Origin of the sequence: Alcanivorax sp. 24 (assembly GCF_004360225.1) — a bacterium.
GTDB lineage: Bacteria > Pseudomonadota > Gammaproteobacteria > Pseudomonadales > Alcanivoracaceae > Alloalcanivorax > Alloalcanivorax xiamenensis.
On sequence record NZ_SNUA01000018.1, the window covers coordinates 15,064 to 39,024 of the forward strand.

Consider the following 23,961-nt stretch of genomic DNA (forward strand, 5'->3'; position numbering starts at 1 on the left):
CAATCTGTCGCAGGGCCGGTGTGATCCCGGTGGGCGGCGAAACGAGGACCATCACGTCAATGATTGAGTACTTTGCCCCGGACGAACATCCGCGCGGTTTCGTCGGGTTCCTGGTGACTGCCCGTATCGAGGGGCACACCCGAAAAGCAACCTTTTCCACTCAAACAGCGTCATCCCAGGATAAATCCAACCTTTGGGTCCGATACCAATGGCTGAGTGCCGTGGGAATGGACCTGGAATGGAAAATCGAGAAGCGGGAACGACAGTACCAGAAATTCGTGACCACTGACCATCCCGAAACAGAGCCGGGCCGGGGTTTGGGCGTCCACGGGCTCACCGCTGCCTTTTATGCGTCGGGCGATTCGTGGATTCCCGCCTTTGCCGTGGCGCGCCATCCGGACCTGCTGGGTCGTCCACAAGCGGATCGGCGCTTCACTTTCGAACAGGCTCCGTATTCCGAGGTTTGGCGGGAAGCTGTCACGTTCTGGGCGGAGGAGCACGCCATCGAGGAGGCCGACCGGGAGCGCTTGTTGGCCCAGGTCCCGGAGCCGGCTTTGTTTTCGGCCTTGCGGCGGCGAATGAATGATGAAGGGAACGACGTTCCCACGGAGGCGCTGTCCTCGGTATTCCGCGAACAGCGCGAGGCACTGGCGGCCACGAGAGCGCCGGCACAGGCTTTGGAAGCCGCGCTCATGGATGATCTGAACGATTGGCGGCGTCGCCACAAAAAGCACAGGGACAGCGCCGCCTGACCCCGCCCTGACATAACGCAAGATGCCGACACTGAAGCCCGAGCGCCAAATGAGGTTGGGGAAAGCCGAAGCTGGCTCGTCTAAGCCTGGGCCAGGAACGGGGCCCTGACGCGGTTTTCCGCGGAAGATCAGGCTCAAGCCGTGACTGGACGCACAAAATGATAATGAATATCATTGTCAACTCGAATGGCGAGCTGAGGGTTAACCGTGAGGCAGGGCGCGCTGCTGGAGGCGTACCAGCAACATAGAGAAGACCTGCTCGGTTTTTTAACCCGGCGCCTGCGCTGTCATTTCACCGCCGCGGATCTGCTCCAGGAACTGTATCTGCGTCTGGTTCAAGCGGAGAGCCAGGGGCCGGTCCTCAACAGGAGGGCTTATCTGTACCGGATGGCGGCCAATCTGGCCACCGATCACATCCGGGTGGAAAGCCGCCGCCGTGAGATCCTGGAACAGAACCATCAGCCCGAGGACCTTCTCGAGACCCGCGGACCCGAGCGTAATTGTATGGCCGACGAGACCTTGCGGCGTCTCCAGGACGCGCTGCAAGATTTGCCGGAACGTAGCCGGCACATTTTCTTTGCCAACCGGTTCGAAGGCAAAACCCAGCAGCAGATCGCGAAAGAGTTGGGGGTTTCCACCACCACGGTGGAGAATCATATTCGCCGGGTGTTCGAACATCTGGCGAAAATTCGTGATCAACGCTGAGCAAAAAGCCGAAAATCGAATGGAAAAGTTGGGCAGGCCGGGCACCGGCTCGTCCTACCGGATATAGGGCCGGACTTTCCGGTGTAACACCGGGCTTGCGAAAGATCCTGGACGGGTTAATGACTTCGACGGACAACAATACAGACAGCGGGGTGATCGCGGAAACCGCCCGTCATTGGGTGATCCGAACCGCTTCGGGCTCGATGGATCAAAGTGAACAGGAGCGGCTTCACCGCTGGCTGGCCGCCGATCTCCGTCATCGCCGGGCCTTTGAACGTGAACAGCAATTCTGGGAAGATCTGGCGGCGCTGGAGGCGGACATGCGCCCGGCACCAAAGGTGACGGCGTTGCCGGTTCGTCGACGCCGCTTTCTGTCTCTGGCCGCCGCCGCCAGTGTCGCGCTGGTGATGATGGTGCTGGCGTTGCGGCCGCAGGGTGACTTTCATACCGCGCCGGGCGAAATCCGGACCGTCGCCCTGGAAGACGGTTCTCGTATGATTCTGGACACTGACTCCGCCGTGGATGTGCATTATGACGCCGGGCGGAGGCGTATTGAGTTGCGACACGGCCGGGCCTGGTTTGAGGTGGTTCCCAATAAGCAGAGGCCGTTTCAGGTCTGGTCGCAAGGTGGTATGGCACAAGCGGTGGGGACGGCTTACCAGGTTGAGGACCGTGGCCGCTCGGCTTTGGTGACCGTGACTCACGGCGCGGTGTTGGTGCGCTCGCCGGAACAGGGTAGTGGCCACGGGGTAACCGTCCATGCCGGACAGGCCGTGGCCTATGATCAAGGGCAGGCGCCGTCCGCGTCGTCGAACGCGGATGTCACCGCTGCTCTGTTATGGACCCGCGGCAGGCTGGAGCTGGATGATTTGCCGCTGGACGAAGTGGTGGCGGTGATTCAACGTTATCACCCCGGCAAGGTGCTCTTGCTTGACGCTGACGCCGGCCGCCGCCGCGTATCGGCGATGCTGTCCGTGGCCGAACTCGATAAAGGTCTGGATGCCCTGGCGGAAAGCCAGGGGCTGACCCTTCGCCGGCTGACGCCTTATCTGACGCTCCTTTACTGATTTGCCTTGAAATCGCGTGTGGACATTGATGTCCGCACCGGGCGATGACCGCGTGTGCTCTCTTTGTCTGGCAAGAAAATAAAAAAATACGATTGGGAATGAAACTCATTTGCTCGTCCTAGTTGTCAGTAGCGTGTTTGATCGCGCGGCACAGATAACAGGACGGAGTAAGCAGAGTGTCAGGCTCGAAGTTTTCCGCTTTTACCCATCGCCGTTATAACACGGTGTGCTGGATTCTATCGGTGGCCCTGACGGGCCCAGTGACGGTGGTCAGAGCCGAGGAGGGGCGTGTCCAAGTAGTGGCGGCGGAAGCGCGGCTGACATTCGATATTCCGGCCCAGAGCCTGGAGTCGGCGTTGAAGTTGTTTACCCGTCAATCCGGTGGGCAGTTGATCTACGGTGCGCTGGATCTGTCTCCATACCATGCGCCGGCCGTGCAGGGGAGTATGACCTACGGTGACGCTCTGTCCCGTTTGCTCTCCGCTTCGGAAATAGAATTCCGTCTGCGGGACGGTAACGTGGCGGTGCTTCGCGAGCGCCGGGATCAGTCCGCCGAGGAGGTCAATACCCTGCAGCGGGTGGATGTGGTGGGCACCTTCGACGAGGAGCGGGAACACATCTATCAGACGCCGGGTGCCGCCGGTGTGGTGACCCGGGAACAGATCGACCGTCTGCCGCCGCGCAACACCTCGGACGTGGTGGAAAATGTCTCCGGCGTGTTCACCTCGCAAAGCCGCCAGAACCCGGGCGTGTCGGTGAACGTGCGTGGCATGCAGGATTTCGGCCGGGTCACGGTGATGGTGGACGGTGCCCGCCAGAACTTCCAGAAAAGTGGCCACGGTTCCAACGGCCTGGTCTACGTGGACCCGGAGTTGCTGTCCGGCGTGGACGTATTCAAGGGGCCGGTGTCCACCGCCGGTGGCGCCGGCAGCATCGCCGGCACGGTGAACTTCAAAACGCTGGACGCGGACGATCTGCTGGAGAACGGTGAGCGCGCCGGCGGGCGCCTGAATCTTAACAGCGGCGACAACGGCTACCATTTCGCCGGCAGCCTGGCCGCCGCCTTTCGTCCCTCCGACAATTTCGATATGACCGCCGCCATCAGCCGCAAGAACCTGGGCGACTACGAACGCGGCCGCCGCGGGCTTCCGGATGACACACCGGATTACTTGCACGGCGTCAGTCAGTTCACCGGTCAGGAGCAGTGGTCCGGCCTGTTCAAGACGCGCTGGCGGTTCGCGCCGGATCAGTCCCTGGAGCTGAGCTATGTGGGCATGCGCGCGGACTACAGCGAGAGCTATCAGGACACCAGCTTGCAGGACCAGCAGCGCGGCGAAAACGAGGCGCACACCGATACGCTCAGCGCTCATTACCATCACGGCGGCGGTGATAACCTGCTGCTTGATCTGGATGCCAGCCTTTACTACACCCTGACCCGGGTGAACGAGGCCCGACGCGGGTCCAATTTCTACGACGATTTCGCGGTGGAGTACGAGACCAATACCGTGGGTGGCACGCTCGCCAACCGGTCGGTGTTTCCGTTCTCCGGGTTTGATCTGGCGTTGGATTACGGCACCGAGTTCTACTACGACTGGACCGATCCCCAGGCCCAGTCCCGATCCAACGACTCGCAAAGCTCCACGGAATGGTTTACCGGCGCCACCCCGGAAGGGGAGCGCTGGGTCACCAGTGCCTTCACCGAGGCGACCTTTCAGCATCAGGACTGGCTGAAGCTGATCGCCGGCCTGCGCTATGACTGGTATCAGATCGAGGGTAATGGGCGCGTTTTCAACGGTCTCATTCCCAATCCGGAAGGCGTGCGCCCCAGCTATACGCGCATCTACACCAATTTCGACGTGGAGCGTCACGCCGGCGACTTCGCGCCCAAACTGACCCTGTCCCTGTCGCCGTACCGCTGGCTGGAAGTCTATGGCTCCTATGGCCAAGGGTTGCGCCCGCCGGCGATTACCGAATCCCTGCTGTCCGGCGCCCATGTGGGCAACATGTTCTATTACTACCCCAATCCCGGGCTGGAGGAAGAGCGCTCGCGCAACTGGGAAGTGGGCGCCAACCTGAAATGGGACGGCCTGCTGGCCCGCGGCGATACCCTGCGCACCAAGATCGCCTGGTTCGATTCCACGGTGGAAAACTACATGGTGCAGGGCGCCATCATGACACCGGTGGACGAGGCCCAGCCGGTGGGGTTCAGCGGCTTCGCCTTCGTCAACCTGGACGATGACGTGCGCTTCCGGGGCCTGGAGGTGGAAGCCGACTACGACGCCGGCTGGGTATTCGGTGGCGTCTCCTACACCCGCATGCTGATCGACATGGGCGAGGGCGGCTACGACCCCTTTCCCCTGGGCAGCGTCTATGGCTATCCGGACACGGTGTTCGGCGAACCCGGTGGCTACAACGGCGGCGCCGTCTGGTATGTGCTGCCGCCCCGGCAGCGCGTACTCGCGAACCTGGGCTTCCGGCTGTTCGACCGCAAGCTGACCCTGGGATCGAGATTTCGCTACGAACGCACCTCCAAAACACCGCCCATCGGTGGCTGGGTGTCCGGCAGTGCGGTGGACTCCTGGCGCACCTGGGATCTGTGGAGCAGCTACGAGCTGACCGACAACGCCACCCTGCGGCTGTCGGTGAATAACCTGCGCGACACCTACTACACCGAGATGAACGGCGGCAGCTACCAGGTCGGTACCGGCCGCACCGTGATCGGCGGTATTTCCCTTCGATTCTGAACCGATTCCGCAAGAGGACAGAACCATGAAAGCAAGATGGCAAACCCCCGCGGCGCTGGCACTGTGCGGCGTCGTGTCCCTGACCCAGGCCGCCGACGGCGATTTCACGCCGAACGTGATTGTCGATTTCACCGGGGCCGCCGGCGAATTTCGCGGTAAGCGCCCGGAGGCGCCGCCGCTGCTGGGCGCGGATGGCCGACTCTATGGCGTCACCTTCGATAGCGGCGAGCCGGGTGCTGGTGACTATTCCGTTATCACTCAAGGGGTGTATTACAGCCTCGATCCGGATGCCGAGTCACCGGACTACCAATACCAGTTATTGGGTTCCGCCATCGGTTCGCCCTTGAGCACCCTGGTGGCGCGTAGTTCCGGCGGTTTCCTGGTAGGCAGTTCCCGCGCCGAGGATGTGGATGGCATTTCTTCCGACGGTCAGGCCGGCTGGAATGGCATTGGTGCCCTGGCGGAACTCAATGGTGAACTGCCGCTGCAGGCGGAACGCATCGTCGTGCCGGCCGGCTTCGAGGACGCGGACGCCGCTGATATGAAGGCGCGTGGCCAGATGGCGGTGGACGGTGACGACAATGTCTATTTCTCAAGCGGCGGCCATCTTTGGCGGCTCGGCGCGGATAATACCCTGGGCGTGCTGGCCGAACTACAGGATGAACGTTTCTTCGTGGAAAAGATTGGCAATCAGAATTTTCACCGGTTCGGCCAACGGGTGGTGGCGCTGGTGTGGAGCGAGGCGGATCAGGCCTTGTACGGCGTGACCAGCGGCGGCAGTGGCGCGAACGCCGGCGGCGATCCTGGTGAGGTGGAGGCGGGCGATCCGTCGGGCACCGTATTCCGCATCGACGCGGATCAGCTGAGCGGCGGTGACACCACCGAGCCCGTTTTGCTCTACACCCTGTCGGATTCGTTGCACGGCAATCCGTCGGTCAGCGACGCGGGCTTCACCGGCCTGGTGGAAGACGGTGCCTGGCTGTACGGCGTCACCACCGAAATCGCCTGGCGAATCAGGAAGGACGATCCCGCCAGTTTCACGGTGCTGCACCGGTTCCAGGATGAGGGGGGCGCGGCGCCCCGGGGCGCTTTGGCCCGGGCCGCCGACGGCAACATTTACGGCACCACCGAATTCGATTACAGCCAGGACGATGGTCGGGGTGGCGCCGGCGGGCCCGGCACCCTGTATCGCATCGTTACCGGTGAAGCGGCGGATCGCGCCGATGACACTCTGGAATTCCTGCATACCTTCGACGCCGCCACCGAGGGCAGCGCGCCCATGGGCCTGTCCGCCGGCGATATCCGCGCCGATGGTGACGGCGGTCAGATGCAACGCCTGTTCGGCGTGACCCAGGGCGACGCGGCCAATGGCGAAGGCGGCATCTTCAGCGTGGACGTCCCTCTGCAAGCGCCGGCCATCACGGACTTCTCGGTAACCCCGGCCACCGTCACCGTGGGCGATGACCAGGCGCCGATGCTGTCCTGGAGCACCACCGGCCTGTACGGAGACAGCGCCTGTGTGATCGATGCCGGCGATTCCGCCGACTACGCCGCGCTCGCCGACGAGAGCCGCGCCGCCAGCGGCGGCCTTGAACTGGTCCCGCCCGGTCAGTATGGCACCGTCACCTTTACCTTGACGTGCACCGCCGTCGACGGCGAGACCACCGTGGACGACACCGCGACCCTGACCGTGGCCCGCGCTGAAGACGGTGCCGGAGAGGGCGACGGTGATGATAGCAGCGGCGGTGGTTCGTCCGGCGGTGGTGGTGGCGCGGGCGCCTTGCTGCTGGGCCTGCTGGCATCGGCGGGCCTGATGCGCCGCCGCCGGGCCAGCCAACGCTGAATCCCTTGTTGATTTATCGGACCGGGCCCATGCCCGGTCCCTGTTTGTCTTTCAGGAAACGTCTATGAACGTGCTTCGATTGCTGCCGGCCCTGACGTCCGGTCTGTTGCTGGCCGCGCCCGCTGGCGCGGCGGAGGATGTCACCTTCACCACCATTACGTCCCTGCATTATTTCGCCGATGCCAACGGTGAAGGGACGGAAGATCAACCCAAGGGCTGGCCGCCGGCGCAAACACCGCTGGCCCCGCCGTTGTTCAGTCTCACCGAGAACAGTCAGTATTTGCTGCTGCCGGTGGAGCGCGCGCGGGCTGATTCATATGGCGCTCTGCTTCGCTCGCCGGCGGTCGCTTCTCACTATCAGGTGGAGGGCCCGAAAACGGAGATGGGCATCGAACCGGAAACGATGACCGTGCAACGGGCCGATGGCTCCACTTTCCAGGCGAGCTCCGATTACCGCCTGCTGGGCAATTATGTTCAGCGCAACAATGGCGATGTGATTGGTATTGTGGTTCCGCCGATGGGCCGCTTCCAATACGCTTCGCCGCCCAACCCCAATAGCGCGGCTTTCAGCACTGAACTGTTTACCGATGGTGCGTTGCAGGGAGGGGCGCTGTACCGACTGGACAGCGATGGAAACTACGCGACGCTGCTGGAAGCCAGTATCGGCGTATTGCACGCGCCGGTGGGCTATCTGCTGCACGATCCCGATTCCGATGTGGTCTATGGCATCGACGAAGGTCCGCAGGGCAACGGACGCCTCTTCCGGCTGTGGCCCGACAACCGGGTCGATATTCTTTACACCTTCGCCAACCAGACTGGCCGGGATCAGTTGCCCAACGGGGTGATCCTCGGCGAGGACGGGATGCTATATGGCCTGTTGGGGTACGACCGGGGCATGCCGTACCGGCCTGGTACCCTGACTGATCCGCAGACCGAGGTGGGCGCGGTGTACCGGCTGGACCCGGCCGATCCCGATGGCGGCATCGACATCCTGCACACCTTTACCCTGACGGAGGGCGAGATCAATGTCGCCAATCCGGGCCGTCGCCGCTGGTTACAGGGCTCCACAGGCTACCATTCCGATCAACAGGGCGATGAGCAGCTTTCCACGGTACCGGTGCTGTCTCATCTGGTGGCCGGGCCGGACGGTTGGCTCTATGGGGGCACCGCTGTTGGAGAATGCCAGGTCTGGGTGGAAAACAGCTTCTGGGGCGACGACCGTGCCCAGTCCGCCCCCCTGTGTGGCTGGAACATCAGCCTCACCAACAGCCTGAGGTACTACGTGTTCCGACGGCAGAGCGGTACCACACCCTATATCTACAACAGTAATGGCTATCCAGACTATCCGAATGGCGTCACCGAATGGCCCTATGGTATTCAGCATCCTTTCTATGATGGACCGCGTCCCTACGGTGCTCTCTACCGGGTCAACAAGGACACTGGCGAATTCCAGTTGCTGCACGAATTCGACTACGACGACGGCGCTTCACCACGCGGGCCCATGGCATTGGGGCCGGACGGCAATATCTACGGCACCACGCTGACCGGCGGGACGCTGCGCGAGTTCGAGAAAACCAACGGCCAGGTTCACAAGTCCCGCAACGGCATCCTGTACCGCATCGATCCCACCGCCATCCAGGTGGACGATGACGGCAAGGTCACCGCCGACGGCTTCGAGCTGCTGCGCGACTTCACCTACAACCAGGAAGGCAACACCCCCATCGGCGTGGTGCGGGGCACGGATGACCGACTGTACGGCGCCTCGCTGTACGGCGGCCAGGAATTCGTGCGCGGCGCCAGCAACACCACCGCGCCGTACGACGACTACGGCACCCTGTTCGTGGTGGATACCTCCGGCACCGCCATCGAGGGCTCGGTGGTGCTTACCGCCACGCCGCCGGTGATCCAACTGGGCGAAACCAGCGAACTGACCTGGACTGGCAACGGCGTGGAGAACTGCCAGGCCAGCTCCGGGCTGGACGCCTGGAATGGAACCCTGGCGCCGTCCGGCAGCATCGACGTTTCTCCGGCGGCGGGCAACTACTACCTGTCCATCGCCTGCGAGGACCAGAACACTGGCCGTTCGGTGTCCGATACCAGCGTGCTGCGGGTGGACATGGAATCGGAAACCGAAGATGGCAACAGCGTCAGCTATGGTAACGGCGGGGGCAGCCTGGGAGTCGGGGGGTTGGTGATGCTATTGGGCGTTGCCTTGCTGCGCCGCCGCATTCGACGAACGGGCTAAGAGCCTGTTCACGATCTTTACGCCGCCGCGCCGGAGTTCCCTTCTCTCCTGGTGGAAAGTGTCGTCAGGTCGTGATTTCGATTGTGCTATGTAGTCCGTCTACATGAACAAGCGTAATCGCGGCCTGGCGGAAAAATACCCGGAGGGCACAGGGGGGGCGGCCCTTCGGGTTGCGCTGGAAAAGCCGCCAGACGACGCCCCGGCCTTTGCCTTTGGCCCCAAAAGCCTGCAGTCCGTGACGCCCTCTGGCGGCTTTTCCAGCAGCAACGCGGTGGCGTAAAGATCGTGAACAGGTTCTAAGGCCAGTGGCGGTTCCGGGATCGCCGGTGCCGCCGCTTCGAGGGCGCGCGGATATTGATCGCCGGTTGCGGTTGTCTCGACCGGGAAAGCCAGGCCGGGGACGATGTATTGCACCAACAGCATATGGAAGGCGGTACCACCAAGAATGGAAAGCAATACATTGCGCTTGATAAGGTGCAGTAACACGACCACCAGCGATGACAGCAACAGAGGCAGGCCGTTGTTGTTCCAGACTAATATCGCGCCATGATCAGTGTGGGCGAACAGGCGCAGGTCGCGTAACGAATAGACCACCAGAATGGTCATGATGGCAGCGGGCAGATAGCGCCCCAGGTGTTCCAGCAACGGCTGATCACGGTGACGCGACAGCGCGACGAACGGCAGAGCGCGGGAAGCCAGTGACGCCAGAGCCGCCACGGCAATCCCTGCGAAAATACCTTCCGGGCTCATGATCGCATCACCTCCTTGTCCCGGTTTCGCTGATAATCCCACAGCAACACCAGGCAGGCGCCACCGATCGCCGCCACTAACAGATGTTCCGGGGGCAGTAGCAGCATCGCGCCCGCGGAACAGAGTAAGCCGATGACAAACGGTGCGGCACGGCGAACTTTGCACATCAGTTCCAGCGTCAGGACGATGAACAGGGCCGTCAAAGCGAATTCCATGCCCGTGCTGTCAAACCGCACCAAGTCGCCAATAGCGGCACCGGACGCCGTCCCGAGCAGCCACCAGCCCTGATTCAAGACGCTGATGCGCGCGGCCACGGCGGGATCGCGCGCCTCCGGCACGCTGCTTAGCAGCGAATAGGTTTCGTCGGTCAGCGCGTAAATCAAATAGAGTTTGCGGGCCCCGGCGCCGGCGAAGCGCCCGAGCAGCGACAAACCGTAGAACAGATGCCGGCAACTGAGCAGAAAGATGGCCACGCCGATTTCCGTCAGCGATGCCTGGGCGGCCAGCAAGGTCAACAACAGAAACTGGCTGGCGCCGGAATAGATCGCCACCGACATCAGCACGGCAATCCACCATGGGTGGCCCATTTGCACGCATAACACGCCAAAAGCAATACCTAATGGAATGTAACCCAGCATGACCGGAGTGGTCAGCCTGGCGGCGTGGCGCCAGAGCGCGATTGGTGAAGACATTCAAGAAATAGTGTCAGGGCTGAAGAGGCGAAGCGGACATGATAATCATCCGGTGGTTACATGGCGCCGATTGGGGTGGGACACGCACATCGCCGCGCGCTGTTGTGGCGGGCAGGCTCAGGTGTCTTCCATACCATAATATTGAACGCCAATCCGGATGCGGTCGCGTCCCTGGGCACGGCGATGCCGGTTGGTGTCCCGCAAGGAGTAGACACAGCCACAGTATTCCTGCTGATAGAACTTCTCACGTTTACTGATTTCGACCATACGATTGGCGCCACCCTTTTTGCGCCAGTTGTAATCCCAGTATTGCAGGCCTGGATAAGGCGCGGCAGCCCGGTGGCCGCAATCGTTGATCTGCGCCATGTTCTTCCAGCGCGAAATGCCCAGCGAGCTGCTGATTACCTTGAAACCATGTTCATGGGCGTACAGCGCGGTACGCTCGAAACGCATGTCGAAGCACATGGTACAGCGCGCGCCTCGTTCTGGTTCGTCCTCCAGTCCCTTGGCGCGTTCAAACCAATTATCGGTGTCGTAGTCAGCATCCACGAAAGGTACATTGTGTTTATCCGCAAAGCGTATGTTCTCCTCTTTGCGAATCAAGTATTCCTTCACCGGGTGAATATTGGGGTTGTAAAAGAACACGGTGTATTCGATGCCCGAGGCATGCAGCGCTTCCATGACTTCACCAGAGCACGGAGCGCAGCAGGAATGCAACAATAACCGGCATTGGCCATCGGGTAGAGCCAGAGGGGGGCGTTGTATGGGGGAAATCTCGTTCATGGCGATTTCCTTCAAAGCACCTTGCAACAGTCGGGAGGGTGCATCCCCGCTGACTTCAAACAGACTCGGATGGCGGAGAGATGGAAGCACTGGAGCTGCGCGAATGGTGCCGGAAAGAGGAATCGAACCTCCGACCTACTGATTACGAATCAGTTGCTCTACCGACTGAGCTATTCCGGCATGGATCCTGTATCGGCGCGGTAGTTTAGCAGGAATGGAGGCGGAGACAAGGGCGGGATCAGTCGGAGCGGGGTTCGAAGCGGTAGCCGACGCCGGGCTCGGTGTGGAGGTAGGTGGGTGCCACGGGATCGTCGCCGAGTTTTTGCCGCAGGCGGCCGATGAGGATACGCAGGTAGTGGTTGTCATGCTGATGGCTTTCGCCCCAGACCTGGCGCAGCAATTGTTGTTGGGTAATGACCCGGTCGGCGTTGCCGATGAGCATACCGAGGACGCTGAACTCCTTGGGGGTGAGTTTCACCGGGGTACCCGCCAGTTCCACCTGGTGGCGGGCGAGGTCGAAACGCAGGTGGCCATCGTCGTATTCATTGAGGGGGCCGCCGGTGTCGTTGCTGTGGCCGAGGTGGCGGCGCACCCGGGCGAGAAATTCCTGAACACCAAAGGGTTTGGTGACATAGTCGTTGGCGCCGTGGTCCAGGGCCCGGACTTTTTCGCCTTCATCATCGCGTACTGAAAGAATGATGACCGGGACGGTACTGATTTCCCGGATTCGTGCGAGCACCTCCTGGCCGTCCAGATCGGGTAGTCCCAGGTCCAGCACGATCAGGGCGGGCTGGCTGGTACGGGCCAGAGCCAGGCCGTCGCCACCGGTGGCGGCTTCATTCACCTGGTAGCCTTCGGTTTGCAGGCTGATGCGGAGAAATCGACGGATCCGCACTTCGTCGTCGATGATCAGAATGCCGCCGGCGGCATTAGACATGGCTCGTTCCTTCGGGCTGTTGTTCCATCAAGGGCAAGGTTATCACGATGTGCGCGCCACCGCCGTTGATCGGCGGCAGGGCCTCAATGGTGCCGCCATGGGCGCCGACCATGCCCCGGCAGATGGCGAGGCCCAGGCCGCTGCCGTAGGGGCCCCGGTCACCGTCGCCGCCAGTGAAGAACATGTCGAAAACCTTCTCTCGTTGATGCTCTGGAATACCCGGTCCCTGATCGCTGATTTCGACCACGATACGGCCAGTGTCGGCCCGGGCGGTGAGGGTGATTTCGCCGCCGGGGGGAGAGAATTTCGCGGCGTTCTCGATCAGATTCACCAGAGCCTGCTCGATGAGCGCGGGATGTACGAACAGCAGGGGTAAGTCCGCGTCCACTTGCCGGTGCAGTGTCAGACTGGCGGTAAGCGGCGCGGTGCGTTTCAACGCCGCGGCGATCAGGTCCGCCGGCGCGATCCAGTCCCGTGCCAGCTTCAGAGTGCCATGGCCGAGCCGGGTCATATCCAGCAGATTCTGAATATAGCTGTTCAGCCGGTGTCCCTCGTTGAGGATGGCGTCGAGCAGTTCCCGGCGATGTTCTTCACTGAGCAGTGAGGCCTGGTCGCGCAAACTGCTGGCGGCGCCGATCATGGACGACAGTGGGGTACGCAGGTCATGGGAAATGGAGGAGAGCAGGGCCGAGCGCAGCCGTTCGGTTTCCTCGGCGACCCGGGACGCTTCCAGAGTGGCGCTTAGCTGGACTCGCCATAATGCCAGGGCAACCTGATTGGCCAGCGTTTCCAGATGGCTGAGCACGGCGGCGTCCACGTCGCCCAGGGATCGGGTGTCGAGGATTAACACACCGAAACTCTGATCACGAAAACGCAGTGGCATGACACGCTGGAGCAGGTTGCCCAGAGTGTCACTGCCTTGCCCGGCGTGTTTGCCGCTTTCCAGGGCCCATTGGGCGGCACTGCGCAGAGCACCGTCGAGGTCGGCGTTGCGGTCCAGCTCCTGTGCTGGCACCACCTGGATCCGGCTATCGAATTCCCGGCTCAGGTAAGCCTCGGCTTCGCGCCGGACATCCTGAAGGCCGGTGGCTTCGCCCAACCGGCGGCTCAGCGTCAGCAGTGAGCGGTTATGATCGCCGATCCGGCGCAGGTTGACGATCTGGTTTCTGAGGCGACTGGCCAGCCGCCCGGTGACCAGGGCGATAACCAGAAAGAACGCCACGGTGAGAATGTCCTGGGTATGATAAATGGCCAGGCTGTAATACGGCTCGGTGAAGAAAAAGTTGTAGGTGAGCAGGCTGAGCACGGCGGCGAAGGTGGCGGCGCGCATGCCGGTACGGCTGGCCACCAGCAGGACACCGGTAAGAAAGATCAGCGACAGATTCGGCAAGGCCAGGAAATGATCCGCCACCGTAGCGGCCAATACGCTCGCCGCCACCACCGACAGTGCCAGCCACAACTGCCGCGCCGGTGGCCAACCCGGTGCGCGCCAGCGCCGACGGTGACGGGGCGGTGCGTTGGCGATACAGGTCAGCTCGAAGTCCTGCCCCCGTCGCATCAGTTTCTGACTCAGGGTGCGGCCGAATAAGCCGGCCAGCGGACGGTGGCGGCTGCGGCCGAATACGATGCCGGTGACGTTGTGATGGCGGGCATGATTCAGAGCCATGCCGACCACATCGTGGCCATGCAGGGTCACGATGTCTCCGCCCAATTGCTCAGTGAGCCGGAATACCGCTTCCAGGTTCTGCTTTTGCGTATCGGGTGGTGATTGCCCGGTGTCCACCCAAAGGGTACTCCAGGGCGCCCGACGCCGTTGCGCCATGCGCGCGGCGGCGCGCACCACCGCTTTGTCGTTGCCGCGCCCGTCCACCAAGACCAGCAGACGCGGGCGTACCGGCCAGGGGCCATCGACACCCTGGCTGGCCATGGTGGTGAACACGTCGTGATCGATACGATTGGCCACGGTCTGCAGCGCGAGTTCGCGCAACGCGGTTAGATTGCCCCGGTTGAAGAAGTGATCCATGGCCGCCCGGGCCTGTTCCGGCACATACACCTTGCCCTGGCGCAGCCGTTCCAGCAGTTGATCCGGTGGCAGATCCACCAGCATCAGATCGCGGGCCGATTGAACCAGGGCGTCGGGTATGGTTTCACGCATGCGCACGCCCGTGATGCGGGCAATGTGGTCATTGAGACTTTCCAGGTGCTGGACGTTGACCGTGGTCCACACGTCGATGCCGGCGGCGAGCAGGTCCTCGATGTCCTGATAGCGGCGCGGGTGCAGACTGCCGGGAAGGTTCCGGTGCGCGAGTTCGTCCACCAGAATCAGCGGAGGGTGTTGTTGCAATGCCCCTTGCAGATCGAACTCATGAAAGTCGCGTCCTCGATATTGGATCGGACGTAACGGCAGGCGCGGCAGGTCGGCGCAAAGCGCCTCGGTTTCTGCGCGGCCGTGGGATTCGATCACGCCCAGCAGCACCGGCTGGCCCTGACGGGCAAGTTCCCGGGCGGCTTGCAGCATGGCGTAGGTCTTGCCCACGCCGGGCGCCGCGCCGATAAAGATTTTCAGGCGGCCCCGGCTGGCGTCGTCGCTGACCGCCAGCAGGGCGTCCGGGTCCGGTGTGGTCGGGGCTTTCATAGGCTCCATTGCCAACTGAGCACCAGCCGTGGCCGGTTGCGATGGCGGTCGTCGTCGGCGTTATTGCTCTCGACACCGAGGCTGAGAACGCCGTGCTCGGCCAGATCACGGCTCACCGCCAGGGCCAGATGCTGGTAGTCACCGTCATCATCGGTGGCGTCCTTCACGTGGCCCACCGTCCAGGAAACGCCGTAGTCGTCCGACACCGGATAAGTACCACCCAGGGCCAGATACTGATCGTGGGTGCGGCCATCGCCGTCCTCTTTCCAAACAGTGAGCGCATAGCGTACCTGCAGTGCATCCGGACCCACGGTGATCAACCCTTCACCGATATCGCTATCCTGTTCCGCCAGCGGGTAGGCGTAGTAGATCAGGCCCACGTCCATTGGCAACGGCCCGGCTTTGAAGCGCCGGCCCATGGTCAAATCCATCTCGTAACCAGCGTCCTCGCCATCGTCAATGGTGGAGAACCAGGCACCGGCGTAGCCGCCGCCAGTATGCCGGGTTTCGACCCCGGCCTGTAGCGCCGGGCGGTCATCGCTTTGCGTTTTGCCCCGCCACAGATAGTTGCTGGTGAGGGTGATGTCGGCATCGGCTTGCCAGTCCGCCGAGGCGGGTACCGCCAGAGTGCAGAGAAACAGGGACAGCGGTGTGCGGCTCAAGAGCTTCATGGGTTGGTGGCCTCCGCTGCATCCAGTGCCAGATTGAGAGTGAGGACATTGACGTAGGTCGGACCGAACACACCCAGGAAAGGCGCCCGGGTGTGCGAGGCGATGCTTTGCTTCACCTGCTCAAGCGCCAGACCACGCGCCGTCGCCACCCGGGGGGCTTGCAGCGCGGCGGCTTCCGGACTGATATGTGGATCGATACCGGAACCGGAGGCGGTTACCAGATCCACCGGCAGTTTCTCGACGGGAACGTTTTCCTGACGGGACAGGGCGGCGGCGTCCCGCGTTACCCGTTCACGCAATTCGGGGTTGCTCGGCGCCAGATTGGAGCCGGACACCCCGGTGGGATCGTAGTCGGCGGCGGAAGGACGCGGGTGGAAATAGCGCGGCTCGCTGAAGGGCTGCGCCGCCAGTTGCGAGCCCACCGCCTCGCCGTTCAGATAGACGAGGCTGCCGCGGGCCTGTTCAGGAAACAGCGTTTGTCCGAGCAGTGTGCTGATCAGCGGGTAAAGACCGCCGCATAACAGCATCAGAACCACGGACAGGCGCAAAGCCGAAAACCAGGAGGTGGCGGTTAGAGTACGGGAATTCATGATCACTCCTAGAGCATCCAGGCCAGAGCCAGGTCGATAAGTTTGATGGCGGGGAACGGCAGCAGCAGGCCGCCGAGGCCGAAGATCAACAGATTGCGGCGCAGGGTGGCGTCGGCGCTGCCGGGGCGCACCCGCACGCCGCGCAGAGCGAACGGAATCAGTGCCGGGATAATCAGGGCGTTGAACAGCACCGCCGAAAGAATCGCACTGTCCGGGCTGTGCAACTCCAGCAGATTCAAGGCGCCCAGGTTGGGCAGTGCCACCACGAACAAAGCCGGCAAAATAACGAAGTACTTGGCCACGTCGTTGGCCAGGGAGAAGGTGGTCAGAGCGCCACGGGTGATCAGCAGCTGCTTGCCGATTTCCACCACTTCCAGCAATTTGCCGGGATCGGAGTCCAGATCCACGATATTGCCGGCTTCCTTGGCGGCCTGGGTGCCGGAGTTCATGGCCAGACCCAGATCCGCCTGGGCCAGGGCGGGGGCGTCGTTGGTGCCGTCGCCCATCATCGCCACCAGCCTGCCTTTGCGTTGTTCTTCGCGGATCAGTGCCAACTTGCGTTCCGGTGTGGCTTCGGCCACCACGTCATCGACCCCGGCCTCGGCGCCGATGGCGGCGGCGGTGAGCGGGTTATCGCCGGTGATCATGACGGTGCGAACACCGGCTTCGCGCAAGCGGGCGAAACGCTCCCGGATTCCCGGCTTGATCACATCGGACAGCGCGATGACGCCGAGCACTTGATGGTTCTCCGCCACCACCAGCGGCGTGGCGCCTTTGCTGGCAACCTGTTCCACCAGGCCGTCAGTGGTTCGCGGATAGTGGCCGCCCTGTTCCTCGACGAAGCGGCGAATGGCGTCAGTGGCCCCCTTGCGCACTTGCCGTCCTTCCGGCAGGTCGGCGCCGGACAGTCGGGTATGAGCGGAGAATTCGATGAAGTCGGCGTGTTCGTTGGCCGCCACGGTGGTGCCCTGGTCCAGGGCCAGAGTGAGAATCGAACGGCCTTCCGGGGTGGGATCGGCGAAGGAGGCGAGGCAGGCGGCTTCCCTTAGCGCGCTTTGCTCAACGCCGGGCAGGGGTAGAAACGCGGTGGCGCGGCGGTCGCCCAGGGTGATGGTGCCGGTCTTGTCCAGCAGCAGGGTGTCGATGCTGCCCGCCACTTCCACCGCCTTACCGGATTTGGCCACCAGATTGGCGCGCAGGGCGCGTTCCATGCCGGCGATGCCGATGGCCGGCAACAGGCCGCCGATGGTGGTGGGGATCAGACAGACCAGCAAGGCCACCAGCAACGGCACGCTCAGCGGCGCGCCGAGAAAATCGCCCATTGGCACCAAGGCGGTGACCACCACCAGAAAGATCAAGGTCATCGCCGCCAGCAGTACCGACAGCGCCAGTTCATTGGGCGTGCGTTGACGTTTGGCGCTTTCCACCAGGGCGATCATGCGATCCAGCAGGGAGTCGCCGGGATCATTGCTGACCTTGATCACGATGCGGTCGGTGAGCACCTTGGTGCCGGCGCTGACACCGCTGTTATCGGTGCCGGCTTCGCGTAGCACCGGGGCGGATTCGCCGGTGATGGCGGACTCGTTGATGGTGGCGGCGCCCTCGACGATGTCACCGTCGGCGGGAATCAGTTCACCCGCTTCCACCTCGATCAGGTCACCCCGGCGCAAAGCATCGGCGCTGATTTCGTCGATTCCGCCATTGGCGCCCCGGCGCCGGGCAGTCAGGTTCTGCCGGGTTGCACGCAAACTGTTGGCGTGGGCACGACCACGGGATTCGGCCAGGGCCTCGGCGCCGTTGGCGAACAACACGGTGGCCAGCAGAATCAGGAACAGCACCATTTCCAAACGCCAGGGCAATCCCTGGCTGTAGTGCCACAGTGCGAACGCGAAGGTGACCACGGTGCCGATGGCGACCACCATCATCACCGGGTTGCGCGCCAATGCCCACGGTGCCAGCCGTTTGCAGGATTCCAGAAACAGCGGGAAAGGCTTGATGCCGCTCAGCAGAGAACGGGAACTCATGATGACAACTCCTGAGAGCCTGTTTGAGATCCATCCGCCATCGCGTTGCCGATGAAAAAGTCGCCAGGCAAGGCGGGGACTGCAGGCTCTAGTGGTTCTAAAGTCAAAGTGCGCAACGCAACGGGCGCCTTTTTCAGCGGCAACCCGGAGGGCCGGGCCCACTTTCTTTAGGTGGAGAGTGCCGCCAGGCCGCGATTACGCTTGTTTATGTAGAATGACTACATCGCACAATCGGAATCACGACCTGGCGACAAAATGAACTCCGGCGCGATGGTGTATAGATCACAATCAGGCCCTCAGCGCTTCGGCGATGGGGCCGAGCACCAGCGCGGGTAAAAAGCTCAACAGAGCGAACAGCACGATGACGCCGAGGGTGAGCACGGCGAAGGTGGGGGTATCCACATTCAGCGTTCCCCGGCTTTGCGCGCTGGGGCGTTTGCCAGCCAGGGAGGCGGCGATGGCCAGAGGCGCCAGCATGGGAATAAAACGGCCGCCCATCAGTGCCAGAGCGCAGCTCAGATTCCACCAGACGCTGTCATCGCCCAGCCCTTCAAAACCGGAGCCGTTGTTGGCGAACGCACTGGTGTATTCGTAGAGCACCTGACTGAGGCCATGGGGACCGGGATTGCTGGTGCCGGCCCAGCCGGGCACGGCCAGGGTGATCGCGGTGAGCCCGAGAATCAGAATCGGCTGCAACAGCAGGGCCAGGCTGGCGAGTTTCATTTCCCGGGTTTCCAGCGGCCGTCCGAGGAACGATGGCGCCCGGCCGATCATCAGAGAACCTATGAAGGCGGCCACGAACATGAACAACAGATAGCCGATCAAGCCGACGCCGATGCCGCCGAATGTGACGTTGAGGAACATGTTCATCAGCTCGCTCATGCCACCCAACGGATTAAAGGAATCGTGCATACCGTTCACCGAGCCGTTGGAGGTTTGTGTGGTCCAACTGCCCCAAAGTGCGGTGAGGTCGGTGCCGAAGCGCACTTCCTTGCCTTCCATGTTGGGCCCCTGGATGCCGGTGACGGCCACCGCCGCATTGGGTTGGCGTTCGGAAAACACGTTCAATGACGTGGAGACCAGGGACAGACCAAGCATCACCCCCGCCACGCACCAGCCGAGCCGGTGGCGCCGGGCCATGAAGCCGAGCATGAACACCAGGGCCATGGGAATCAGCATCAGTGCGCTGGTTTCCACCAGGTTGGAAAAAAACGTGGGGTTTTCCAGAGGCACAGAGCTGTTGGGACCGAACCAGCCGCCGCCGTTGGTTCCAAGCTGTTTGATCGCCACCATCGCCGCCACCGGGCCAAGCGGTATGGTTTGCGTGGTGCCCTCCTGCAGGGTGCTGACTTCAGTGGCGCCCTGGTAGGTGCTGGGCACGCCCTGGCTGGCGAGCAGCAGGGAGGTGATCAGCGACAAGGGCAGCATCACCCACAGCACTGAACGGAGCAGGTCGCGGTGGAAGTTGCCCACGGACACGGTTTCCCCGGGTTGGGTATTGCTGAACAGGGTGCGCAGGATTGCCACCAGGGTCGCCAGGCCCGCCGCCGGTGTTACCACTTGCAAGGTCACGATGCCGAGCGTGTGGGCGAAATAGGACAATTGCGCCTGACCGGAATAGTGCTGCTGGTTGGTGTTGGTGAGGAAGGAAATCACCGTGTGCAGCGCCAGATCCCAGGACATGTTGGGAATATGATCGGGGTTCAGCGGCAGCCATTGCTGCATGCTGAGAACAAGAAAAATGACGATCGCCAGAAGCAGGTGCAGCTTGAGCAGCGCACGGGCGTAATCGCTCCAGGACATGCCAGCGTTCGGATTGACGCCAGCCAGACGCAACAGCCCGTTTTCAACCGTGGCAATACCTGGTGAGATGAATCGCTCGCCGAACAGCCAGCTCAGGTAACGCCCTAGCGGCCATGCCAGGCCGAGGGTGACGAGGTAGATGAGAGCCACCTCCTTCATAGCCGTTTCTCCAATTCCAGAAAGGTGAAACACACGCCAAACAGTGCAATGAGGATGACGATGCCGAGCAGGATCATGATCAGAATTTCTCCGGCCAGAGCAGGGTGGCCAGCAGATACGCGGCGATCCCCAGAACGATGAGTAACAACATGGAACGGATCCTTGCTATCGCTGATGGAAGATGGGGGGAAGCGTACGAGCGAGGGGCGTAAAAAATCGATTCAGAGAAAATCAAAGGAGCATAAAAAAGGCGTAAAAATCGCCTTGGAGGGGGCTTGTCTATTGGTCTTGGAGATATGAATTCACACTGCATTCGCTGCCAAGGCAGCTTCCCACAGAGGGGCTACGAAGCCGCTGTGGGAAGCTGCCTTGGCAGCGAATACAGTGCGTGTAAGCAAGGCAGGCCGGCAACTGTGGAACCCCAGTGGCTTACGAGCCGCGATTCAGGAGGGATCGGCTTTCAGCCTTTCGGGTAAAGCACCATCTGGGTACAACGGAACAGAGCGATGACCTTGCCGCTGTCCTGGTGACGCACTTCCGCGTCCCAAAGTTGCGTGGTGCGGCCCAGGTGAACGGCCTTGGCCTCGCAGGTCACGACACCTTCGCGGGCGGTGCCGATGAAGTTGCTTTTCAGTTCCACCGTGGTGAAGCTGATGGCGCCTTCCGGCAGCGAAGTCTGGCAGCCGAAACCGCAGGCGGAGTCCGCCAGGGCGATCACCGAGGCGGCATGCAGATAACCGTTGGGCGCCAGGTGATGACGGGCCACACTGAAGTGTCCGCGTATCAGGCCGCGCTCGGCGGTGTCCCATTGGAGCCCCATGTAGCCGGGCAGGAAGCCGGCCTGGCGTTGGGTGATCTGGTCGTTCTGGTTTTCGTTCATGTTTCTTTTTCCAAAGCAGGGGTTGAACAGGACGGCGCGGCGCGTACTTTCGGGATCCGGGTCATGATCGCGGCGGCAAGAATGTTGGTGGCGATACTGGCAAGAATGGGCACCGTGTAGCTGTGGCTCAGGTCGAAAATATAGCCGGCGGCGGTGGGACCGATGAGGGTTCCCAGGGCCACGCTGGTGTAAAGCACACCGATGATACTGCTGATATGGCGTCCTCCAAAGTAGTCCATGGCGAGTGCCGGTATCAGGGCGACGAAGCCGCCGTAAAACACACCGAATACGAAACCGAACAACGACAGTCCCCAAAAGTCCCGGGAAAACAGCCAGATCAAAAGAGACAGTGCCATGCCCATGAACATGGCCATCAGGGTGATTTGACGTCCCCATTTGTCCGCCAGGCTGCCCAGAAGAAAACGGCCAGCGGTGCTGCCGATGCCGACGGCGCCCAGCAGCAAGGCGGCGGACGCGGAATCAATACCGTGGTCGCGGGCGTAGGGCACCAGGTGCACGAATGGCACGAACAGGCCGAAGGACGCAACCAGGCCCGCGGCGTACAGCAGAATGAACCGCTTTGAGCGGATCGCCTCGCCGACCCGCATACCGTCGGAGACGCTGCCTGGCGGCGGGGCGGGATCGCCATCGGGATGGAGCCCGCGGTCACGCGGGTCGTTCTGGATCAGCAGTGACAGTATCAGTCCGAGAACCAGAGTGATCGCGCCGATCAGCAGGTAGCTCTGGCGCCAGCCCAGGGCTTCGATCAGGAGCGCGGCGATGGGGGGCATGAACAGGGTGCCGACGCCGATACCGCTCACCGCCAGCCCGGAAGCGAAGCCCCGGCGCCGGGAGAACCAGCGCTGTACCGCGCCCACCGCCGGCACATAGGAAAAGCCGACACCCAGCCCGACACCGAGCCCGTAGGCCAGATACACCTCCATCAGGTTGCGGGCCAGCCCGGCCAGCATTAAACCGGCGCCGGTGAACAGCATGCCGATGATTGCCATGGTGCGTGAACCCCAGCGATCCGCCAGGGGGCCGCTGATAACGCCCAACGCGAAATAAAGAAAACCAGCCAGAGAGAAGACCAGGGACACGGAGCCACGTGAGGCTTCGAAATCGGTTTGCAGCGCGTCGACGAAGGCGCTGAAGGTATAGGCGCTGCCGAAGCCGAGGAAGGTAACGGCGAAAGCACCACCGACCACATACCAGCCGGGAAAAAGGCGGGAAGGTGGTGTTGGGGTTGGCGTGGGCACGACGGACTCCTTTGTTATTGGACTGCGGGTTATTGGACCGCGGGCCGGCTGATCAGGCCGTGTTCCATATTGGGGCAGCGGGTGTCGGGAGACAAACGGGATTTTCTAAGGCGGGAGGCATAGAAAAACTAAACATGGAAAATGGCCGGTCCGTGGCGTATGGGGCTCCGATGCTCCACGGGTTCGGGGCGCACGCTAACACCCGATTCGCGAGCAAGCTCGCCTCCCACGGTGGTTACGTAGATCTCCTGTGGGAAGCGAGCTTGCTCGCGAAGACAGCGCGAATGTCACCAAGATCACCGTAGAGGGAGTGGGCTAGTGAGCCCCGATTTTTCAACCGACTTTGAACACCAATGACGCCGAGTTCAGGCAGTGACGTTCGCCGGTCGGGGGCGGGCCATCGGGGAACGCATGTCCCAGATGACCATCGCAGCGGGCACAACGGATCTCGGTGCGGGTCATGCCGTGGCTGTGGTCCTCCAGGCGGCGGATATGGGTGTCGTCCACCGGTTGATAAAAGCTCGGCCAGCCGGTGCCGGAATCGAACTTGGTGGCGGAGTGGAACAAGGGCAGATCACACAGCTTGCAGTGATAAACGCCGTCTTCCTTATTGTCCAGCAGTCCGCCGCAGAACGGTGGTTCGGTGCCCTGGTTTAGCAGGATGCGCCGCTCTTCCGGGGTGAGAGCGGCGGCTCGCTGTTGTTTTTCCAGGTCGGTCAGCGGTGTCAGGTCGTGGCCGCTGGGGGACAAATGCTCGCTCATGATGTTCAGTCCGCCTCCGGAGTTCTGAGGGTGTCGGGAAAGGCCGTTCGCAGTTTTTCTACTTTCGGGTGCGCCACGTGGGTGATGTACGGCTGGGTAGGGTGACGCCGTGCGAAATCCTGGTGGTAGTCCTCCGCCGGATAAAACGTATCCAGCGGCTCCAGGGTGGTAACAATGGGCGCGATGAAGGCGCCGGCCTGATTGAGTTGATGAATATAGGCGGCGGCCGCTTGTCGCTCCGGTTCGCTTTGATAAAAGATGGCGGAGCGGTATTGCGGGCCGCGATCATTGCCTTGCCGGTCCTTCTGCGTGGGATCGTGGGCCACGGCGAAGAACAGTTTGAGTAACTCGCCGTAACGGATCACCGCCGGGTCATAGCGGATCTCGATGGCCTCGGCGTGACCGGTGCGGCCGGTGCAGACCGCTTCGTAATTGGCGTGTTCCGCGTCGCCACCGGCGTAGCCGGAGATGACCGAATGGACCCCGTTCAGCTGTAAGAACACAGCCTCGGTGCACCAGAAACAACCGCCGGCGAGGATGGCGCGACCCGGGTCCTGATCCCGTGGCAGAGCCTCGGCGGGGTCGGGGAAGCGTTCCGGGTGCAGGGCCAGGCTGGTTCCGGGTATGACTGCGCTCATTGTGGGACTCCTCGTTCGCCTC

Annotated in this window: 20 protein-coding genes and 1 tRNA gene; 6 read left to right on the forward strand and 15 right to left on the reverse strand. The window is 62.3% G+C overall.

Annotated features, from left to right (window positions below; all coding sequences use genetic code 11):
* The first annotated feature begins 59 nt into the window (after positions 1-59).
* From E0L37_RS18595 to E0L37_RS18620, 6 genes are all read left to right on the forward strand, one after another.
* Positions 60-752, forward strand: a complete 693-nt coding sequence (locus tag E0L37_RS18595) for a hypothetical protein (RefSeq protein WP_133493158.1) — start codon at positions 60-62, stop codon at positions 750-752.
* Positions 753-959: 207 nt separating this feature from the next.
* Complete coding sequence (locus tag E0L37_RS18600; RefSeq protein WP_133493159.1) at positions 960-1,457, forward strand: RNA polymerase sigma factor; 498 nt, start codon at positions 960-962, stop codon at positions 1,455-1,457.
* Between the two features lie 119 nt (positions 1,458-1,576).
* The gene (locus E0L37_RS18605) at positions 1,577-2,524 is read left to right on the forward strand and encodes a FecR domain-containing protein (protein WP_133493160.1); all 948 of its coding nucleotides are present in this window, start codon (positions 1,577-1,579) and stop codon (positions 2,522-2,524) included.
* A gap of 176 nt (positions 2,525-2,700) precedes the next feature.
* Complete coding sequence (locus E0L37_RS18610; protein WP_205655651.1) at positions 2,701-5,268, forward strand: TonB-dependent receptor; 2,568 nt, start codon at positions 2,701-2,703, stop codon at positions 5,266-5,268.
* A gap of 25 nt (positions 5,269-5,293) precedes the next feature.
* Positions 5,294-7,111: a choice-of-anchor tandem repeat GloVer-containing protein gene (locus E0L37_RS18615; protein WP_133493162.1), complete on the forward strand. Its 1,818-nt coding sequence runs from the start codon at positions 5,294-5,296 to the stop codon at positions 7,109-7,111.
* 64 nt (positions 7,112-7,175) lie between these two features.
* A complete protein-coding gene (locus tag E0L37_RS18620) occupies positions 7,176-9,356 on the forward strand; it encodes a choice-of-anchor tandem repeat GloVer-containing protein (protein WP_133493163.1) in 2,181 nt (726 codons plus the stop codon).
* 99 nt (positions 9,357-9,455) lie between these two features.
* Here the strand turns inward: E0L37_RS18620 and E0L37_RS18625 are convergent, their stop codons facing one another.
* The 15 genes from E0L37_RS18625 to msrA all read right to left on the reverse strand — a co-directional run bounded on the left by E0L37_RS18625 (position 9,456) and on the right by msrA (position 23,939).
* Positions 9,456-10,106 (reverse strand): branched-chain amino acid transporter permease, encoded by a 651-nt coding sequence (locus E0L37_RS18625; protein WP_133493164.1) that lies wholly within the window; start codon positions 10,104-10,106, stop codon positions 9,456-9,458.
* The gene (locus E0L37_RS18630; RefSeq protein ID WP_133493165.1) at positions 10,103-10,798 is read right to left on the reverse strand and encodes an AzlC family ABC transporter permease; all 696 of its coding nucleotides are present in this window, start codon (positions 10,796-10,798) and stop codon (positions 10,103-10,105) included. The genes E0L37_RS18625 and E0L37_RS18630 overlap by 4 nt, the downstream gene beginning before the upstream one ends.
* Before the next feature lie 117 nt (positions 10,799-10,915).
* On the reverse strand, positions 10,916-11,581 hold the full coding sequence (locus tag E0L37_RS18635) for an epoxyqueuosine reductase QueH (protein ID WP_133493166.1): 666 nt from the start codon (positions 11,579-11,581) through the stop codon (positions 10,916-10,918).
* A gap of 104 nt (positions 11,582-11,685) precedes the next feature.
* Positions 11,686-11,761, reverse strand: a tRNA-Thr gene (locus tag E0L37_RS18640).
* A gap of 58 nt (positions 11,762-11,819) precedes the next feature.
* Positions 11,820-12,518, reverse strand: a complete 699-nt coding sequence (locus E0L37_RS18645; protein ID WP_133493167.1) for a response regulator — start codon at positions 12,516-12,518, stop codon at positions 11,820-11,822.
* Entirely contained in the window at positions 12,511-15,153 is a 2,643-nt protein-coding gene (locus E0L37_RS18650; protein ID WP_133493168.1) for a sensor histidine kinase KdpD, read from the reverse strand. Before E0L37_RS18650 ends, E0L37_RS18645 begins: the two co-directional genes overlap by 8 nt.
* Positions 15,150-15,824 carry a TorF family putative porin gene (locus E0L37_RS18655; protein WP_133493169.1) on the reverse strand — a complete coding sequence of 225 codons (675 nt, stop codon included), beginning with the start codon at positions 15,822-15,824 and terminating at the stop codon, positions 15,150-15,152. Before E0L37_RS18655 ends, E0L37_RS18650 begins: the two co-directional genes overlap by 4 nt.
* On the reverse strand, positions 15,821-16,414 hold the full coding sequence (gene kdpC, locus E0L37_RS18660; protein ID WP_133493170.1) for a potassium-transporting ATPase subunit KdpC: 594 nt from the start codon (positions 16,412-16,414) through the stop codon (positions 15,821-15,823). The genes E0L37_RS18655 and kdpC overlap by 4 nt, the downstream gene beginning before the upstream one ends.
* 8 nt (positions 16,415-16,422) lie before the next feature.
* Entirely contained in the window at positions 16,423-18,438 is a 2,016-nt protein-coding gene (kdpB, locus tag E0L37_RS18665; protein ID WP_133493171.1) for a potassium-transporting ATPase subunit KdpB, read from the reverse strand.
* Positions 18,439-18,726: 288 nt separating this feature from the next.
* Positions 18,727-20,400: a potassium-transporting ATPase subunit KdpA gene (kdpA, locus tag E0L37_RS18670; protein WP_133493172.1), complete on the reverse strand. Its 1,674-nt coding sequence runs from the start codon at positions 20,398-20,400 to the stop codon at positions 18,727-18,729.
* A gap of 79 nt (positions 20,401-20,479) precedes the next feature.
* A complete protein-coding gene (locus tag E0L37_RS21950; protein WP_133493173.1) occupies positions 20,480-20,713 on the reverse strand; it encodes a potassium-transporting ATPase subunit F in 234 nt (77 codons plus the stop codon).
* Between the two features lie 147 nt (positions 20,714-20,860).
* A complete protein-coding gene (locus E0L37_RS18680; RefSeq protein WP_133493174.1) occupies positions 20,861-21,280 on the reverse strand; it encodes a PaaI family thioesterase in 420 nt (139 codons plus the stop codon).
* The gene (locus E0L37_RS18685) at positions 21,277-22,539 is read right to left on the reverse strand and encodes an MFS transporter (protein WP_133493175.1); all 1,263 of its coding nucleotides are present in this window, start codon (positions 22,537-22,539) and stop codon (positions 21,277-21,279) included. The genes E0L37_RS18680 and E0L37_RS18685 overlap by 4 nt, the downstream gene beginning before the upstream one ends.
* 333 nt (positions 22,540-22,872) lie before the next feature.
* On the reverse strand, positions 22,873-23,301 hold the full coding sequence (gene msrB, locus E0L37_RS18690) for a peptide-methionine (R)-S-oxide reductase MsrB (RefSeq protein ID WP_133493176.1): 429 nt from the start codon (positions 23,299-23,301) through the stop codon (positions 22,873-22,875).
* A 5-nt stretch (positions 23,302-23,306) separates the two neighbouring features.
* Positions 23,307-23,939 carry a peptide-methionine (S)-S-oxide reductase MsrA gene (gene msrA, locus E0L37_RS18695; protein ID WP_133493177.1) on the reverse strand — a complete coding sequence of 211 codons (633 nt, stop codon included), beginning with the start codon at positions 23,937-23,939 and terminating at the stop codon, positions 23,307-23,309.
* Positions 23,940-23,961: the final 22 nt, after the last annotated feature.

Coding starts and splice junctions, on each gene's coding strand:
- E0L37_RS18595 (WP_133493158.1), top strand. CDS start 60: ATGATTGAGTACTTTGCCCCGGACGAACATCCGCGCGGTTTCGTCGGG.
- E0L37_RS18605 (WP_133493160.1), top strand. CDS start 1,577: ATGACTTCGACGGACAACAATACAGACAGCGGGGTGATCGCGGAAACC.
- E0L37_RS18615 (WP_133493162.1), top strand. CDS start 5,294: ATGAAAGCAAGATGGCAAACCCCCGCGGCGCTGGCACTGTGCGGCGTC.
- E0L37_RS18620 (WP_133493163.1), top strand. CDS start 7,176: ATGAACGTGCTTCGATTGCTGCCGGCCCTGACGTCCGGTCTGTTGCTG.
- E0L37_RS18625 (WP_133493164.1), bottom strand. CDS start 10,106: ATGAGCCCGGAAGGTATTTTCGCAGGGATTGCCGTGGCGGCTCTGGCG.
- E0L37_RS18630 (WP_133493165.1), bottom strand. CDS start 10,798: ATGTCTTCACCAATCGCGCTCTGGCGCCACGCCGCCAGGCTGACCACT.
- E0L37_RS18635 (WP_133493166.1), bottom strand. CDS start 11,581: ATGAACGAGATTTCCCCCATACAACGCCCCCCTCTGGCTCTACCCGAT.
- E0L37_RS18645 (WP_133493167.1), bottom strand. CDS start 12,518: ATGTCTAATGCCGCCGGCGGCATTCTGATCATCGACGACGAAGTGCGG.
- E0L37_RS18650 (WP_133493168.1), bottom strand. CDS start 15,153: ATGAAAGCCCCGACCACACCGGACCCGGACGCCCTGCTGGCGGTCAGC.
- E0L37_RS18655 (WP_133493169.1), bottom strand. CDS start 15,824: ATGAAGCTCTTGAGCCGCACACCGCTGTCCCTGTTTCTCTGCACTCTG.
- kdpC (WP_133493170.1), bottom strand. CDS start 16,414: ATGAATTCCCGTACTCTAACCGCCACCTCCTGGTTTTCGGCTTTGCGC.
- kdpB (WP_133493171.1), bottom strand. CDS start 18,438: ATGAGTTCCCGTTCTCTGCTGAGCGGCATCAAGCCTTTCCCGCTGTTT.
- kdpA (WP_133493172.1), bottom strand. CDS start 20,400: ATGAAGGAGGTGGCTCTCATCTACCTCGTCACCCTCGGCCTGGCATGG.
- E0L37_RS21950 (WP_133493173.1), bottom strand. CDS start 20,713: ATGCAGTGTGAATTCATATCTCCAAGACCAATAGACAAGCCCCCTCCA.
- E0L37_RS18680 (WP_133493174.1), bottom strand. CDS start 21,280: ATGAACGAAAACCAGAACGACCAGATCACCCAACGCCAGGCCGGCTTC.
- msrB (WP_133493176.1), bottom strand. CDS start 23,301: ATGAGCGAGCATTTGTCCCCCAGCGGCCACGACCTGACACCGCTGACC.
- msrA (WP_133493177.1), bottom strand. CDS start 23,939: ATGAGCGCAGTCATACCCGGAACCAGCCTGGCCCTGCACCCGGAACGC.